The organism is Acaryochloris marina MBIC11017, from assembly GCF_000018105.1.
GTDB lineage: Bacteria > Cyanobacteriota > Cyanobacteriia > Thermosynechococcales > Thermosynechococcaceae > Acaryochloris > Acaryochloris marina.
In genome coordinates, this window is record NC_009925.1 from 2,408,688 (window position 1) to 2,424,149 (window position 15,462).

A 15,462-nucleotide genomic window follows, 5' to 3' on the forward strand; every position below is an offset into this window, starting at 1 on the left:
GTTATTAGACCTCTTGCAATATTCATTTCATGGTGTGCTACTAACTCAATGAATGCCGCGATCTGACTTAAATTTTGAATCCTCTACCATATCAGTAGCTGAATTATGCAAGAGGTCTATTCTGTCAATGCGTAACTTCTACCGTAGATACGAAAGCTAAAAGATTGGTAAAGTCGAATGGCATTTTTTTGTTGAGTGATAACCGTTAAGTTGACTCGTGAAGTGACCCCCAAGATTCGGACAAGTCCTTAAGCATCGTAATCTTGTACCGAATGAGGGAAATTAATGTCATCAAAACGTCGTCAATATAGTGCTGAGTTCAAAGCTCAAGTGGTCTTACAATTGTTAAGCGGTGAAAAAACGAGCAGTGCATTGTGTCGCATCCATACCCTGCACTCTAGCCTCCTCAACCGCTGGCGCAAGGAATTTCTAGCGCACGCCAGTAGCATTTTTGAGAGTCAGAACAACGACGACAACGCTGAAGCGAAAATTGCTCAGTTAGAGCGTCTAGTCGGCCAATTGACGCTGCAATTAGAGATCGCAAAAAAAGCCTCAATGTCCTTACACCTAACCAAAAACGGCAGATGGTGAGACAGTTGCAGCAGGACTATTCCATTCGCCAAATTTGTCAGGTACTCAATTACCCACGCTCTCAAGTGTATTACCATGCCAGAGGCCAACCGGATGAGAGCGAACTAAAAGCGGCCATTGCTGGAGTTGCTGGAGCCTATCCGACTTATGGCTATCGTCGAATCACCGCCCAACTGCAGCGTCAGGGGTATTGCGTTAACCATAAACGCGTGGCTCGACTAATGCGACAGATAGGGATTATGGCCAAGACCAAAGTCAAACGCAAACGCACCACCAATAGCGAACATTCGTTCCCTCGCTATGGCAATCGAGTGTTGAATCTCTCCATCGACCATCCTGAGCAGGTGTGGGTGGCGGACATCACGTACATTCGCTTACAGCAGGAGTTTGTCTATTTGGCCGTCGTGATGGATGTCTTTACTCGCGCCATTCGTGGCTGGCATCTGTCCCGCCATATCGACCAGCAACTAACGTTGAGGGCGTTGAACAAGGCGTTGGAGCGGGCAACGCCTGAGATTCACCATTCTGACCAAGGGGTTCAGTATGCCGCTGCAGCCTATATGCAATTGCTCCAACAACACCAAGTGCAAATCAGTATGGCCGAGGTGGGACAGGCTTGGCAAAATGGCTATGCTGAGCGATTGATGAGAACGATAAAAGAAGAAGAGGTCGATTTATCAGACTATCGAAATTTTACTGAAGCGTATGAGCACATTGAGCAGTTTCTAGAAGATGTGTATATGCATAAGCGGATTCATTCATCACTGGGGTATTTGACACCCTGTGAATATGAGCAGCAGTGGAGACAACAGAACAATCACTATTGTATGAATAAGGAGGATAGCGCTTAATTCATCTATTGCCCTGTCCGAATATAGGGGTTCACGTCATCGCCTAACACCAGCAGTCATCGTTGCCCGATGTAATGCTTGACTCACCAGTACTCTGCCACAGCCACGTTTGCGGAATTCAGGCAGGACATAGAGACCCGCCAGATAGGCACGATGTTTTTCATTGATGGCTTCGTAGCGAGACAACCGGATAATGCCAATGAGCCGCTTGACTTGAAAGGCACCAAAAAAGCAACGATCCATACTCTCAGCCAATCGCACTGCAGTTTCAGCAAGATCGGGTTCCGTTTCGGGAAGTGAACCAAAAGCAGGAGGCCGTTCATGCAATGCACGTAGGCGTACTGAACGATATGCTTCAACATCAGCAGGTGTAAGCACCCGCGTACTGATGCTTGTCTCTATGACTGGGTTATCGTCCATACAATAAACGTCATATTGCTAACTTTACAATGATCGGAGAATTGAGCATCACTCTTTTGCACAGATATTTTTGTAAGTGCGGCGTTAGATTGAACCTATCAAAACGCGGTGAGAGATAGGAAAGGTAACCGTTAATATGGGGCAATCTCTCCAAGCCAGTGTGGTTATTGACTGACATTATCCTGGCATTGTTGAACTGGCCCATCAAATGACATCAGGATATAAAGCATTGAGTGCGATGGCTGTTAGTAAAGCCCAGGCTCTACCTGTAGGCCAATCAAAGAACATCGCAAAAAATATCTGCCAACAAGTCTACGATCAGATTCACCATAAACTTCAAGACCAAACGCATCCTGTAATACGCGCACGGTAGATCAGTGAGGGGGCATCGATGACTTCTCCATGGGGTAGAATCAACCTGCTTTTTATCCAGGTTATTGAAACAAGCCTAGATTTTTTAGGTGATAGCGTGCTGATTTCATATTTACAATCAACATTGGTTCCTTATATATAAAATCTACAAAAAAGCTAATGTGGCAATATTTCCTTGTCTTATTTTTAGCCCACAAAGGCAATATATATGAGTTCTTAAAAAATTAGATATAGCTCATTCTTATATAAAAAATACCGGCCTAGGCATATAAAAAAGATAGAGACATACCTCAGAGACAGGGGAAGATAAAAAGCCAAAAGCTTTTTACTGAAAGGTTTGCAGGGATTGACCAAGCCGCATCTCTGCCAAGGATCACGTCTAAAAATAGGAAGTATCACGTTTCTAGTGTGATCCAGATTAGATAAGAAGAAAGGCTTTACCGATAACTTATGAGAAGAGAGGAAAACAGATTGGAAGAAAGTTTATCGGTTCTCTATTAACAAGAAACAGAGACATTAAGAAGGCTTCATCTGGACAATCTCTGAGCAATCAGTCAACGTTCTAAATTTGATTTCTGTTGGAGGAATCCATCATGCTAAAGCCAATAAAAGTTACCCTGCTAGGTGTAATGGCAGCAACCACAACTGCACTCGCTATCCCTCAAGCAAATGCCTTCTCTACATCGGTTGGACAACAGCCTGAAACTTCTGAGCAAGTTGAAAACTCACTAGTGGCTTCTCGATGGCGAAAAAGACATAGAGTTCGTCGAGTTCGTCGAGTACGCTGGCGTTGGCGCCGAAAGTGGGTTTGCTTCAAGCGTCCAGTCGTCTTCTATCGCCATGGCCGTAAAATCGTGAAGTTCAAGCGGCACTGTCACTGGAAAAGATACCGAGTCCGTCATGGCGGACATCATTTCTAACCAGTGATGTTAATTGATAGCAACCTCAGGCCTGAGATTTATCGATAATGTCATTGATTAACATGAACTTTAGCAACTCTAGGAGATTAGGTTCTTCTGGAGTTGCTTTGGCGAAGTATAAGCGATCAACGAATTTTCTAACGGTTGGAATAGTTTCAAAAAATCGGGCATTGCTCCATGACGGGGCAGGGCTGTTTTAAGTTAGCAGCGAAAAAATGATGTCGACCCGATTAGCAAGCTTAGTCATAGCGGTTTTGAGGGATTGATAGCCGTTTAGACGCAGAATATTAATCACAATGGTTCTAAGCACTGACCAATTGAGCAGTGCTTGTTCATCCTCTAGTCGATAATCATCTTCACCAAAGACCACATCCTTCGGCCAATGCAACCGATTTTCAATGCCCCAATGCTCTCGGACCAGAGATTGCCAATGATGGGGTGAGGTGGCAGCTGAACTGATGTAATAGGCCGTGTTGTGATACGCCTTGCCTTGACGAGTACCCCATCGCTGGACACAAAGCACCGAGCGAATGGCTTCCCACTCTTGTAGGGCTATGCCGACAGGCTCATAAACCTGGATACACCGATGTTCCTCTCGTCCTCTACTCTGTATGGAGTGGGTATGCTCAGCCATGGGTTTAAGACACTCAAAGTAAGTCTGGAGGTGGTCGTAAAGACGGCCCTGATTGCGCTTAACGGCGATAAGATAGTCATTAACCGAAGCCACAACTTGCTGAAGTGTTTTTTTGGGCGTGTAAGGCATCCATGGTGATTAACAAGCCATCGAGTTGTAGTGTTTCCAATAGAGCCTGGACGACTTTGATTTCGCTATTATCCTCCTGAGTGAGGGCTTCGAGCTTGAGGGTGATGCCTGCTTCCACTGCGAATATACTCACCAATCCTACAAAACGCTGCTTGCCGTTTTCATCGGTGAGCCCCTGACAAATCCGTTTGCCATCCATGGATGCTGCATAATTATCGGGAGAGTGAGTCTGAGCTTTCGAGAGCATCCAAGCTTCAAATTGGTGGCTCAACGATTGGAAGTCAAGCCCCTTCATCACGCGTCGAAAGGTACAGTGAGACGGAACTTGGAAGTTCTCCAGTCCCAACAGCTCACATAAAGGCTGCTGATAATCGCTCGTAAAAGTTTCTAAGGGACAATACCCCTGGTATCCAGCGAGCATGCCCATCACCATCAAGAGCAATAGAAGCCATAACGGATGAGTACGACCACGGGCACTGCGGAAGTCAGGGACTTGCTTCAAGGTATCGATCAGATGGCTCATCGGTCTCTCTACTCTTATTCAGTAGAACCATCCTATTTTTTCTAGGAGGAACGTAAAACAACCCTGGGTTTAGGTGTCCTGTGAACTCGCGGTCTTTTCCCATTTACCGATAAATTTTTCAGCCTGTTGAGCCAGGATTTTCATCTTGGCTTCGGCAGACTCAGCCAATCCAACAATCTCTTCTAGCTCAGAGTGCTTGGCAGTGTTTTGTTCTATCTGTGTCATAACAGCTCACTCAAGCAACGGATTACGATTAATCTTTCAACTTAACAATTTAAGTTTGCCCAGATATCATACTCTTCACGAGGATTCGAAACTTTCGAATTAATATGAATAGCCTGTCGACGACCTTGTGAAGCAAAGCCTGCTGATTTAATATTTTTAATTTTCCATCTTGTCTGACATAAAGACTTTTTAATAATTTCTAAAGCATCAACATTTCTAGTATTAATACTACCAAATCTAATTACTAATGTTGCATTTTGGGCACATATATCACTAGAATTTTCCCAGACTTTTTTTAGAGCCGATGAGAAATGATCTGGGCTCAAATGATTAAGTTGTTCTGGAGAAGAATAGTTGACTTGTGAAGAGTCACCCAAAAACCAAGATCTTAGCCACTGATCCGGAATATAACTACTCATACCATAGTAGGGAGGAGAAGTTATAACCCAATTAACCTGGCTTTGAATTTTCTGGAAGTACTTATTGTTACGACTATCACCTACAATGATTTTACCCATTCCTTGAGATTTTTCTAGGCCGAAGTATCGATCAGCCTTTTCTCTAATAATTTCAATTACATCTACTTCTTCCGGTAATAACCCCTTGCGTTTCCAATAATTAACTGCATAGTTAGGTTTAGGAGCATAAGTACGTTGGGATTGATTTGAAAAGTATGACTGTTTTGACTTTGGACGAGGGCCATGTAAAGCACCCAAGATAATAGCTCTAAGTGCTTTTCTAGAATCAGAACGACAGTTTCGAAGAAAAGATTCTCGAAACTTACAGAGACTATTCAAAACATTTTTGTGAAAGGCTAATTCCCAAAACTCTCCTGTTGGAATGTCAGATGGCTCTTCAGCATTTTTCAAAATTTTAATTGCAGTGCTAACAATATGACCAGGCTTAATATTAACTAGTTTTGCTTCAGAAATAGCTGTTGCAACTGGGCTGCTGTCAATACCGATAGAAGGCATACCTAACAACCTACTCGCATATATGGTTGTACCTCTACCACAAAAAGGATCTAGGACCCACTCTCCCCGGCTTCCATGCTCTTCAAGAATCGAGTATGGAAAGTCAAGAGGGAACATTGTGAAGTATGGGCAAATTCCATTAAGCCTAGTTTTTGCTTTTAAGGTTTTATCCACTCAACTAAATCGCTGAAACTATCTACTTCTTACGAATCCATGTTTTACCTTGTTTCTTAAATGACTCCCATCGCTTACCTTGTGGACCTAAGACATTGTTAAGCGTAGGAGCAACTAATTTATATGGCATATCCTCTGAAACATCTATTTGTTTGGGTAAAGCACTTTTGATTATAGCCATTACAGAACCCCATGCAATTCCTTCACCTTCGAGGTTCTCCATAACTTTAAGATTATTTTTAATCGCTTGGATGGCTTGCCGCTGACAGACATCTAACACATCCATGGGCAAGCCAGAATTTTCATCAATCATGCCTTCTTGAAATTTTTTCTTGAGCTGTTGTGCATAATTCTTAAGTAGTCCAGAGCTGTAGTCCGGATCACGAAGATTATGCATTTTTTCGAACAAAAGAACGCGCAGTGCTATTGGAAAAGGCTTTCCACTGGAAGAACTCCAGAAAACACCTTGTCCTGGGATAGGCTCATTCAATAAGGCACTTAAAATATCCTGACTAAAGTGAGCATTAGCATTTTTAATATTATTGAGGTCTGAAGCAGATAGTAAATGAAAAATAAACCAGTTATCTCCTTGACTTAAAATCTCGTTGGAGATACTACCTGGCTGTTGAGTAATTAAAACGGCACCTAAATCATATTTTCGCCCTTCTTTGACCCATGCAATATATGGCTCAGCTCCTGTAGCTCTTTCACTTAAAACTGATTGAGCTTCTTCAACCACTGCAAGAGTTGGTATTGTTTCAGGGTTAGCTGCTGTAAACTGTTCTTGGTTATGGTCAAATATTCGACGTAGAATCAAGCTAGAAAGGATAAGAGATTGGCTACCTCTCATTTGAGAGATATCAACAATACATAATTTTCCATTTTTTAAAGCATCTAACAGCATGTCTAATAACTGACTTGTATTGTCATGCAGCATTCTGACAATCGTTGTCATGTTTGCTCTTGCAGCTAATGCCTCTGCATCTTGTTGGTCAGGTTCCAAACCCAAGATATTTTTGACTTCATCAAGCTCTGCTTGATTTCCATTCTTGTGGACAAGATCAACTAATCGAGACCAATTATCTTGCCTCAAACCACTTAATTTACGTATATTTTGTTGGCCTTGCTTTTCAGGACTAATTGCTATGGATATTACATCACTTGGGTTTAACCTACGAATATCAAGTTTGATACCGCCTGCAACAAAAGAATCATAAAAATTACTAGGACCTCGCCTATTAGTGAAAACCACTAATTTATTTTCCAATTCTTTTACATCGCATAAACCAGGACGACCTTTATCATCTGGCCAAAAATATTCTCCATCCGGGTCAAACAGAATAGTCCCTACTGGAACCCTTCTTCCTTGCCTCTTTTCTACTACAGGATCAGATTTATACAATTCACTGAATAGCAGTTTATTTAAGTTTGATTTTCCAAAGCCTGCTCTTGCAAAAATAAATGAGCGCCTTGAAACCAAATTTTCCATAGGAAATTTAATCAGTACTTCAGGCTCTTTAATTTGCATCCATGGCAGTGGCTCTAATAATGTACTGGTTGAAGAGTAGATATACTCTCCCAATGCAAAATGACCTATAGCAGCTCCTTGAACATTATGGCTAGCTATCTCTCTTAAAACATCTCCAGATAAGAATGCTACTAAACTACCAACATGAGGGAGTCGTCGATGAGATGCAACAAATGTTAGCTTGCCATCATCTATAATTCTTAAAACTCCAAGTACTCGAATATCTACTTGATATTTTAAATACTGCTCCCTTAAGTCTTCTGGCACTGCCCGACTTTCTTGCATAGCCCGGATATTAAATTCTTCTCCCACGCCTGAAGACAGCTTTCCTGAAGAGGAAAGGGATGTAATTCTTCCTAACACAGCTTCATCTTGCGTTTCCAGTTGTACCAGAAGGAACTGGCCATGCATGGGGATACTTTGAAAGTCATTTCGGTAGGGCAGAACCAGATCTGCATGGAACTCTAAACCTCCTTTACTGAATCCTCGAAAAACGCCAATAACTTCGTTAGGTGGAAAAAGTTCAATACTAGACATAGTATTTTTTACTTCAGAAATTTAATTAATAGCGGTTCTGTGCCGGATCTGGATCTTGTAATCTTGCCATATCTAAAACCACTGCCTCTTGACCAAGGATATTTCTAATACCGTTAAATATTTGATCCTGTAAAACATCAAAGTCGAAATCAACTAAAGCAGCATTTTCATGTGCTTTTTGAAGACAACGAGGATAAAAAGGAACAGGAAAACCATTAATTGCATCTGATAATAAATAACCAATTATGGCTTGAGCTTCGTGGGCCTGAGGCAAAAATATATCCACAGGCCATATTGGATCGTGAGATTTGTTTCCAAATTTGATGAAGAACATTTTACCACCTACAAACTTATTGATTTCGCCACCTTGTTCTAGTGCGATATCATCATTTCTGGCATATTCTGACCAGATATATGCTTTTTCCTCTATGTCAGGAGGTATGTCAACGTAAGCTGGATACTCTGACGTTAAAATATTTTCTAAAGCCATTGCTAAGCGATAACGCGTTAGAACTTTACTATGCTTTGCAAATCCTACTAAATAAATCTTTCTACGTGATTTTCTTCGATGGCTATCTATCGCTTCCTGAATTCCTTTTCGATAATGCTGAAAAAGTCCTTCCTTAAAAACTTTACTGCGCAGTAGTCCATCAAAGACAATTAACGTATCTACAGCAAATTCCTTTTCTCGAATTACTGAAAATAGTACAGCCCATTCCACTAACTCTCGATACACCTGAACCCAGCTAGTGCTTGTTAGTTCTCCATCATCATTACTACGAATCATAGGGCTAAGATCGCTAATATGTCTGACTCCCAAGAAGTCCATCATCTTACCCAATGCAGTTAAGGGTTCGCCATTTTTATCGAATTGTTGATTACTGAGCGAACTAACTTTTGTAGTTGGCGTAATAGCTTCAAGACAATACTCATTATTGCTAGAGTCAACTACCCGAATGAGTTGAACTAAGAAAGGGTCGTATTGGATACGATTATTACCCCCATCAGTTCCGACTAGTGAAACAGAGGTCGTTGTTCGGGCTTGGATTCGTCTCACAGCACTTTTCAAAGGCCGGATCTCAGATCGTAATTGCTCTAATATTTCCCTATCTTCTGCAATGCGATTAGCAATCTCTGTACTGAGGTGTTCATGGCTTTCAGGGTCTATCATGGATCTGCCTTTTCAAACGCTCTCAACATGATGTGAACATCGATTGCTATCACATTGAGGTTGATAACTACCTCTTTGCTCTATTTAGAAGGCTAAGTTCAAAATAAATCTGGATAATTTCCGTAAATTTTGACCTTACTTTGTTTTTTAGAAGCTACGTTCATTAAAAGTTGAGAATAAAAGTATTCAAACTTAGAAGGCTTTTCCCTCTCGAAAATTGAAGATTTCTTTAATCTATCCTTGAATCTCTAAATATGCGGTACGTCCTAGGGAAAAAAATATCTCCCCAACATCCGTCAGGGAGATATTCCAAGAGTTAATCAAATTAAGCTTAGCTAGCGAGAGACTTGACGGTCTTCATAATGCCAACGGGGTCAATCCCTTGATGAGGGAATTGCTCCCAAAGACCGCCGCAGCCTTCTTCATGGGTGCCTAAGTAAGCAAACTTAGGAGATAGTCCTCGCTCCAGCAGCCAAGAACCGAAGCGGCTACCTAATCCAGTCCGACGGTTAAAGGATTCAACGACCACCACAAAGGGCGCTGCGCCAATCTTCTTCATCATGTCTTCGTCGACGACATTGAGGGTGGACTTGTTGATGAGACCCACATCAATGCCTTCCTTCTTCAGACGCTCAACCGCATCCAAAGACCGATAGAGGGCTTCACCAAAGCTGACAATATAGCCTGCTGTTCCTTCTCGTACCACTTCGTCCTTGCCAGGGGTAAAGGTGTAATTGCCTGCATACAGCTCACCGCCATTAGCGTCTGTCAGGAGGGGTACCTTAGAGCGAGTAGAGAAGATAAACCGGAGACCCGAATTATCGAAAACCGACTTTACACAGGCCTTCATTTGGTTGGCATCGGCAGGGAAATAGAGGCGAGTCTCATAACCATCATCCAAGCCATTATCGGCAAACATATTGTTAATACCGAAGTGGCAGGTGTTATCGGCCATATCGTCAATGCCCGCATGGGAGAAGTGACAGAGCAAGTTGGACTTGTTCAAGCGAGCCATGGTGATCTCAGAGATACACATCTCCAAAAAGGCACTAAAGGTGGCAAAGATGCCCTGCTTGCCTGCAGCCATGCCGAAACCAGCAGCAGCAGACAGGTTGCCTCGCTCTTGAATCCCACCACTGATAAAAATTTCAGGATTAGCAGCTCGAATTTTATGGAGACCACAGGAGCCTTCCAGGTCGCTATCCACGACGAGCACCTTAGCCTTACGGTCGGCTTCGCTCATGCCGCTGAGGACTTCTACCACCGCATCACCGAAGACGTTCCGGTTGGAGTCGTACTTCTCAGAAGCCCCGAGGAACGTATAGTCCTGGCTAGGCTTAACCACACTCTTCAGATTGGAAACCGCATCAGAATGACCGCGAGCCTCTAGATACTTAAGGGCGGCATCCACAGAGATCACGTCATGACCATGGTTAGATCCTTCTAGACCGTCGATCCCCACACACATGGCCCGCTTGTTGATAACGGCCACGGGACCGGGGGTGTTAATCGCTTCACAAATGCGAGCGTAGAGGCCATCAATATCTTCGCCATCGCCTTCTAGAACTTTGAGGCCATGACCTTCCAAAGTCTTTTTGACACTAAAGCCAGGTAGATAGTCAGAAGGGCTACCGGCAATGGTGATGTCATTATCATCAATCAGCAGCTTGACGTTAATCTGCTGGGCAACGGCTAGGCGGGCCGCTTCTGCATCATTTCCTTCTTGCTGAGAACCATCAGACCCAAGACAGAAGGCTGTTTTACCAGGATTTGCGAGGGCAACGCCATTCACATAGGGCCACATATGTCCCAAACGACCGGAGCTGAACTTAACCCCAGGGGTGAGACCCAGTTCGGGGTGACCAGGCAAGGTGGAGTTGGCAGCCCGATAACTCATCAACTGCTCGGCAGGTAAGGAGCCTTCTAGAGTAGACATCAAGTATTGCGTCGCGACTCGGTGCCCAGCTTCGTCAAAAAAGATCGGAACATACTTGTCAGCACTGCCCCGAAAGAGCGCATCCAAAATCATCACTTCGGGAACCGTGTCGTAGGGGCCACCGGTATGTCCACCCACACCTCGGGCTGCCCCCGTGGCGGTAAAAAAGACAATGGCATCACGGCAAAGCTGAATATTCGATTTGAGGGTCTCCCGTTGCTCCGGGGTGAGGGTGGGATTGCTAGCGTCCAGGGTAAGCGGTTTATAGGCCTTTAAATCAATCGGGAATGTTGTCATAGAAGCTGTTCCTTAAATGGGTCAATGTGAAGAGTTATAACGGGCTAGCCTGGCTATCGTACCATTTTGTCTGAAGCCCTCCAGACGTTTTTGGGTACCGACTTTGATATCTGAATCGTAGGCAGCTTCGGGCTGATCTCAAGGTCGAGAATCAAGGTTAGAGGCCAACCAGTATTCTTGAAGTTGCCGCTTATAGTTAAGTATTTTTACCTATTATAGTCGGTCGTTGTTCAAACGCTGACTAAGGGTTGTAATGCTGATGCGATCTCATCCGTAATTTCTGACTCCGGGCGACTCCCATCAATTTCAATCAAACATTGGCGACGGCGGTAAAAGTCAATCAGCGGAGTGGTTTGGTCGTTGTAAATCTGTAAGCGCTGTCGGATCAGATCTTCACTATCATCCTGCCGACCTCGCTTCAGCATTCGCTCGATTAATAAATCTTCGGGGGTTTCAAAATACACGACTTGCCCATAGAGCTGGCCCATAATTTGGAGTAAGGTATCCAGCGCCTGGGTTTGAGCGAGATTCCGGGGAAAACCATCCAAAATCCAACCATTCTGGGTGGCGGGTGACCCAAAGCTTTCCCGCATCAAACCTACCATTAAGGTATCTGGAACGAGTTCACCCGCTTCCACATGAGTTTGGGCTTGTTTACCTAAGTCAGATTGGGTTGCGATCGCATCGCGGAGTAAATCACCTGTCGAAATACTGGGAATCTGCCAACGCGCAGCCCCTGCTTGAGCTTGTGTACTTTTACCAGAACCGGGCGGGCCGAGAAATACAAGTCGCATCGTTTTAGTGGGGAATAACAACACAGTCGCTAATGGCCAAGGAGCCAGCATCCACAAGAAAGGGATACACCAACTCAACAGCTATGTGGTCTCATATTCTGACTAGAACAAGCGGAGTTAGGTCTCTCACCGATTAGAAAATCCAAACTAACTCATAACCTATACTTAATAAGAATTTCAAGATTTTTTCCGTAACATCCCCTTACTATACACCTAATCGGAATTCATAACGGACCATCCCCAACGTCGCAAAATTACGGGCAAGCCCAGCAAATTTCTGCGCTATCGCTTGAGAATGGTCTAGGCAGGTGTACCGCTTTACGTCATGCTAGAAATCGTCAGTTTTCGCAAGCAGCTTTTTTAGGAGGTTCAGTATGAGCGCAGTTGATCCCGTTAAGTTAATGAAACAACAGGTGGGTAAAGCCGCTGCCGATCGGGTTCAGTCTGGCTCAATCGTGGGGTTAGGCACTGGGTCTACCACCGCCTTTGCGATTCAGTTTTTGGGTGATCGGATTAAGTCAGGTGCATTAACGGATATCAAAGGTATTCCCACTTCCTTCCAAGCTTCTGTGTTAGCGAAGCAGTATGGCATTCCCCTCACCACCCTAGATGAAGTGGATCGGATTCATATCGGCATTGATGGTGCCGATGAAGTGGATCCGCAGAAGAATTTAATCAAAGGTGGTGGCGCAGCTCATACCCGCGAAAAGGTCGTGGATTCCCTAGCTGAGCAGTTTATTGTGGTGGTCGATCAATCCAAAATTGTCGATAAATTAGGGTCCACTTTCCCGGTCCCGGTGGAAGTATTGCCAATGGCGATCGCACCAGTCGTCAAAGCCTTAGAGAAGCTCGGTGGTAAGCCCGAACTGCGGATGGGTATCAAAAAAGACGGTCCTGTGATTACCGACCAGGGCAATATGGTGCTGGACGTCACCTTTAGCGATATTCCTAATCCCCCCGAACTGGAGAAAACCATTAACAATATTCCAGGAGTTCTGGAAAACGGCATCTTCGTGGGCATGACTGACATTGTTTTAATTGGCGAAATCAAAGATGGCAATCCCACCGTCCGTGAGATGTAATCTCCCATCGTTATCAAGGAAGTATGGGTGATACTTCCTTCTGATCATTTCACCTCCGGCTACCTTCGGGGGTATATTTTTTCCCTTCCTGTGGAGCCTCTTTCGCTTCTAAAAGGATGATTGCTTCTTCCTCGACTCTGCCTGTAGCACCGAGAAAATCAGCATAGCTTTCCAATCGTTCCTGTGTCCGTTTTTCCTCTAAGCCTTCCAGATGGATGCGTTCGGCCTCATCGGTACGATCCGTCAGAAGATAGATAAATGCAAGCATGGTGCGGTTCAAGTGCCCACTTTTAAGCTCTACGGATTTCAGAAAACACTTTTCTGCTGACTCGTACTTTTCCAACTCCATCCATACAACACCCAACGCCCAATAGGCGACATGACTGTAGCTTGCTGGAGCAATAGAGCAGGCTCTTTGCAAATGGGGGATGGCATCTGAGTGTTGGTTGAGCTTGAAATAAGCCCATCCAGTATTCCAAGATGTATTAAAACTAGTTAGAAGAAGTTCTGAGTTTTGCTCAGCGAACTGAATAGCATCCATCCAATGTTGCTGCTTCACCAACTGATCCATCTGTGTGGTTAGCTCTATCATATTTGTTGATCTCTAGTACTTATCTCGCCCCTTGAATAGGAGATAAACCCTCGGGTTTTATATGCGCGACTGTCCTAGGCTTATAAAGCCCAGCCAGGATGTCTTACCTAACCCCAGTTCAGCACTTGGGAGATTCTCCCACGCAAGAATAAAGGTTTCAGCTTATCTCGAATCTAGCGTTAGCCATGACTAGTGCGACTCCGCCTCGTGAAACAGAGGCGTGCTGAGATAGCGTTCACCAAAGCTAGGCTGAATCATCACAATCAGCTTGTCCTTATTCTCAGGTCGTTTGGCCACTTGGATGGCCGCACATAAAGCGGCCCCGGAGGAGATCCCAGATAGCAACCCTTCTTCTCGTGCAAGTCGGCGACCATAGGTGATCGCATCTTCATCTTTGACCAGGATCACTTCATCAATCAAATCCACCTTTAAAACAGGCGGCACAAATCCCGCACCGATCCCTTGAATTTTATGGGGACCAGGTGATCCGCCCGATAAAATTGGACTGCCTTCAGGCTCCACAGCGATGGCCTGAAATGATTTCTTGCGAGCCTTTAAGGCTTCTGCCACTCCCGTTAGGGTGCCCCCAGTGCCCACGCCAGCAATGAGGAAATCTACCTTGCCATCGGTATCTGCCCAAATTTCTTCCGCTGTGGTTTGGCGATGAATTTGGGGATTGGCTGGATTGCGAAACTGCTGGAGCATATAGGCATTGGGTAGGGTATCCACCAACTCTTGAGCCCGTTCAATACACCCCCGCATCCCTTCTGTACCTGGAGTCAACTCTAGCTCTGCCCCGTAGGCCCGCAGCATTGCCCGCCGCTCAGCACTCATGGTTTCTGGCATAGTTAGGATCAGGCGATAGCCTTTGGCCGCCGCCACCATCGCCAAGGCAATTCCCGTATTGCCAGAGGTGGGTTCCACCAACACTGTGATACCGGGATGAATCAGTCCTTGCTTTTCGGCAATGGCAATCATATTGCTGCCAATCCGATCTTTCACCGACGCGGAGGGATTCAGGCTCTCCAGCTTGATAATAATTTTGGCCAGGCACCCTTCCGATTCAGGAATGCGATTGAGTTGAATGAGCGGCGTTTTACCAATCAGCTCGGTAATATCGTGGGCAATACGCATAGTGACAGTCTCTGCTTATCAGTGCAATCAAGGAAGAGAACGCGGCCCAGGCAGCTGAGCTGTGCTCTTAGCTTAGATGTAATACATCAGGTCAATTTGTTTTTTAGCATCTCTACGATCGCAAAGATCTTGCAACGTACAATTCTTGAGGATCTTGCTCGCTGCTTGATCCGCTTCTTGCCAAAGTTCCTGGACCACCGCTTTCTCCGTTGTCAGACCTGTTTGGGGTAAAGCGTTCGATTGCGGATCTCTGCCTTCTATACAGTTAATGATTTCTAGTAGGGTAATTTTCCAAGGTTCCCGGGCCAATAAATATCCTCCGCGCGCCCCTCGCTGAGAACAGACTAAACCTGAACGGCGCAGAATGGCCAGGAGTTGTTCTAAATATCGATCGGGAATATGTTGTTGAGCTGCAATTTGGCGGATTCGTAGCGGCTCCCCTTGAGGGTAGTGATCCACCAGTGACAGCAATGCCAGCACCGCATATTCACATTTACATGACAATTCCACAGGGCAAGCCCCCCTGAGGCAACAACAGCCTTGGACCTAGTATACTCCGGTTCTCCATCGGAGTTTAG

The 15,462-nt window shown here is 44.7% G+C and carries 14 protein-coding genes; 3 read left to right on the plus strand and 11 right to left on the minus strand.

What is annotated here, in order from left to right:
• Positions 1–285: 285 nt before the first annotated feature.
• Positions 286–1,442 (plus strand): IS3-like element ISAcma13 family transposase gene (locus AM1_RS10835; protein ID WP_148215638.1). Its coding sequence is split into 2 segments (ribosomal slippage): positions 286–541 and positions 541–1,442, totalling 1,158 coding nucleotides; the frame shifts between segments, so codons are not numbered across the junction.
• 36 nt (positions 1,443–1,478) lie between these two features.
• Here AM1_RS10835 and AM1_RS10840 read toward each other — a convergent pair.
• Positions 1,479–1,862 carry a GNAT family N-acetyltransferase gene (locus AM1_RS10840; RefSeq protein WP_012162881.1) on the minus strand — a complete coding sequence of 128 codons (384 nt, stop codon included), beginning with the start codon at positions 1,860–1,862 and terminating at the stop codon, positions 1,479–1,481.
• Positions 1,863–2,827: 965 nt separating this feature from the next.
• Between AM1_RS10840 and AM1_RS40965 the strand changes: the two genes are divergently transcribed.
• The gene (locus AM1_RS40965; RefSeq protein ID WP_148215718.1) at positions 2,828–3,154 is read left to right on the plus strand and encodes a hypothetical protein; all 327 of its coding nucleotides are present in this window, start codon (positions 2,828–2,830) and stop codon (positions 3,152–3,154) included.
• A 196-nt stretch (positions 3,155–3,350) separates the two neighbouring features.
• Here the strand turns inward: AM1_RS40965 and AM1_RS39785 are convergent.
• The 7 genes from AM1_RS39785 to AM1_RS10875 all read right to left on the minus strand — a co-directional run bounded on the left by AM1_RS39785 (position 3,351) and on the right by AM1_RS10875 (position 12,076).
• A protein-coding gene (locus tag AM1_RS39785; protein ID WP_076611922.1) for an ISAs1-like element ISAcma12 family transposase occupies positions 3,351–4,440 on the minus strand; the annotation gives its coding sequence in 2 pieces (ribosomal slippage) (positions 3,351–3,899 and positions 3,901–4,440; 1,089 coding nt in all).
• Positions 4,441–4,509: 69 nt separating this feature from the next.
• Positions 4,510–4,665, minus strand: coding sequence for a hypothetical protein (locus tag AM1_RS42130; protein WP_012162883.1), 156 nt, complete (start codon positions 4,663–4,665; stop codon positions 4,510–4,512).
• 41 nt (positions 4,666–4,706) lie between these two features.
• Entirely contained in the window at positions 4,707–5,813 is a 1,107-nt protein-coding gene (locus tag AM1_RS10855; protein WP_012162884.1) for a DNA methyltransferase, read from the minus strand.
• A 22-nt stretch (positions 5,814–5,835) separates the two neighbouring features.
• A complete protein-coding gene (locus tag AM1_RS10860) occupies positions 5,836–7,878 on the minus strand; it encodes an ATP-binding protein (RefSeq protein WP_012162885.1) in 2,043 nt (680 codons plus the stop codon).
• Positions 7,879–7,903: 25 nt separating this feature from the next.
• Positions 7,904–9,049, minus strand: a complete 1,146-nt coding sequence (locus tag AM1_RS10865; protein WP_012162886.1) for a hypothetical protein — start codon at positions 9,047–9,049, stop codon at positions 7,904–7,906.
• Positions 9,050–9,380: 331 nt separating this feature from the next.
• On the minus strand, positions 9,381–11,282 hold the full coding sequence (locus AM1_RS10870; protein ID WP_012162887.1) for a transketolase C-terminal domain-containing protein: 1,902 nt from the start codon (positions 11,280–11,282) through the stop codon (positions 9,381–9,383).
• Between the two features lie 230 nt (positions 11,283–11,512).
• Positions 11,513–12,076: an adenylate kinase gene (locus AM1_RS10875; RefSeq protein ID WP_012162888.1), complete on the minus strand. Its 564-nt coding sequence runs from the start codon at positions 12,074–12,076 to the stop codon at positions 11,513–11,515.
• A gap of 374 nt (positions 12,077–12,450) precedes the next feature.
• Here AM1_RS10875 and rpiA point away from each other — a divergent pair, with 374 nt between their 5' ends.
• Positions 12,451–13,158, plus strand: coding sequence for a ribose-5-phosphate isomerase RpiA (rpiA, locus tag AM1_RS10880; RefSeq protein WP_012162889.1), 708 nt, complete (start codon positions 12,451–12,453; stop codon positions 13,156–13,158).
• A gap of 49 nt (positions 13,159–13,207) precedes the next feature.
• Here rpiA and AM1_RS10885 read toward each other — a convergent pair whose 3' ends face one another.
• The 3 genes from AM1_RS10885 to AM1_RS10895 all read right to left on the minus strand — a co-directional run bounded on the left by AM1_RS10885 (position 13,208) and on the right by AM1_RS10895 (position 15,394).
• Positions 13,208–13,699 (minus strand): tetratricopeptide repeat protein, encoded by a 492-nt coding sequence (locus AM1_RS10885; protein WP_187152931.1) that lies wholly within the window; start codon positions 13,697–13,699, stop codon positions 13,208–13,210.
• Between the two features lie 240 nt (positions 13,700–13,939).
• A complete protein-coding gene (cysK, locus tag AM1_RS10890; RefSeq protein WP_012162891.1) occupies positions 13,940–14,884 on the minus strand; it encodes a cysteine synthase A in 945 nt (314 codons plus the stop codon).
• A 72-nt stretch (positions 14,885–14,956) separates the two neighbouring features.
• Positions 14,957–15,394 carry an RrF2 family transcriptional regulator gene (locus tag AM1_RS10895; RefSeq protein ID WP_012162892.1) on the minus strand — a complete coding sequence of 146 codons (438 nt, stop codon included), beginning with the start codon at positions 15,392–15,394 and terminating at the stop codon, positions 14,957–14,959.
• Between the last annotated feature and the right edge of the window lie 68 nt (positions 15,395–15,462).

Coding starts and splice junctions, on each gene's coding strand:
- AM1_RS10865 (WP_012162886.1), bottom strand. CDS start 9,049: ATGATAGACCCTGAAAGCCATGAACACCTCAGTACAGAGATTGCTAAT.
- AM1_RS40965 (WP_148215718.1), top strand. CDS start 2,828: ATGCTAAAGCCAATAAAAGTTACCCTGCTAGGTGTAATGGCAGCAACC.
- AM1_RS42130 (WP_012162883.1), bottom strand. CDS start 4,665: ATGACACAGATAGAACAAAACACTGCCAAGCACTCTGAGCTAGAAGAG.
- AM1_RS10875 (WP_012162888.1), bottom strand. CDS start 12,076: ATGCGACTTGTATTTCTCGGCCCGCCCGGTTCTGGTAAAAGTACACAA.
- cysK (WP_012162891.1), bottom strand. CDS start 14,884: ATGCGTATTGCCCACGATATTACCGAGCTGATTGGTAAAACGCCGCTC.
- AM1_RS10840 (WP_012162881.1), bottom strand. CDS start 1,862: ATGGACGATAACCCAGTCATAGAGACAAGCATCAGTACGCGGGTGCTT.
- AM1_RS10860 (WP_012162885.1), bottom strand. CDS start 7,878: ATGTCTAGTATTGAACTTTTTCCACCTAACGAAGTTATTGGCGTTTTT.
- AM1_RS10870 (WP_012162887.1), bottom strand. CDS start 11,282: ATGACAACATTCCCGATTGATTTAAAGGCCTATAAACCGCTTACCCTG.
- rpiA (WP_012162889.1), top strand. CDS start 12,451: ATGAGCGCAGTTGATCCCGTTAAGTTAATGAAACAACAGGTGGGTAAA.
- AM1_RS10885 (WP_187152931.1), bottom strand. CDS start 13,699: ATGGATGCTATTCAGTTCGCTGAGCAAAACTCAGAACTTCTTCTAACT.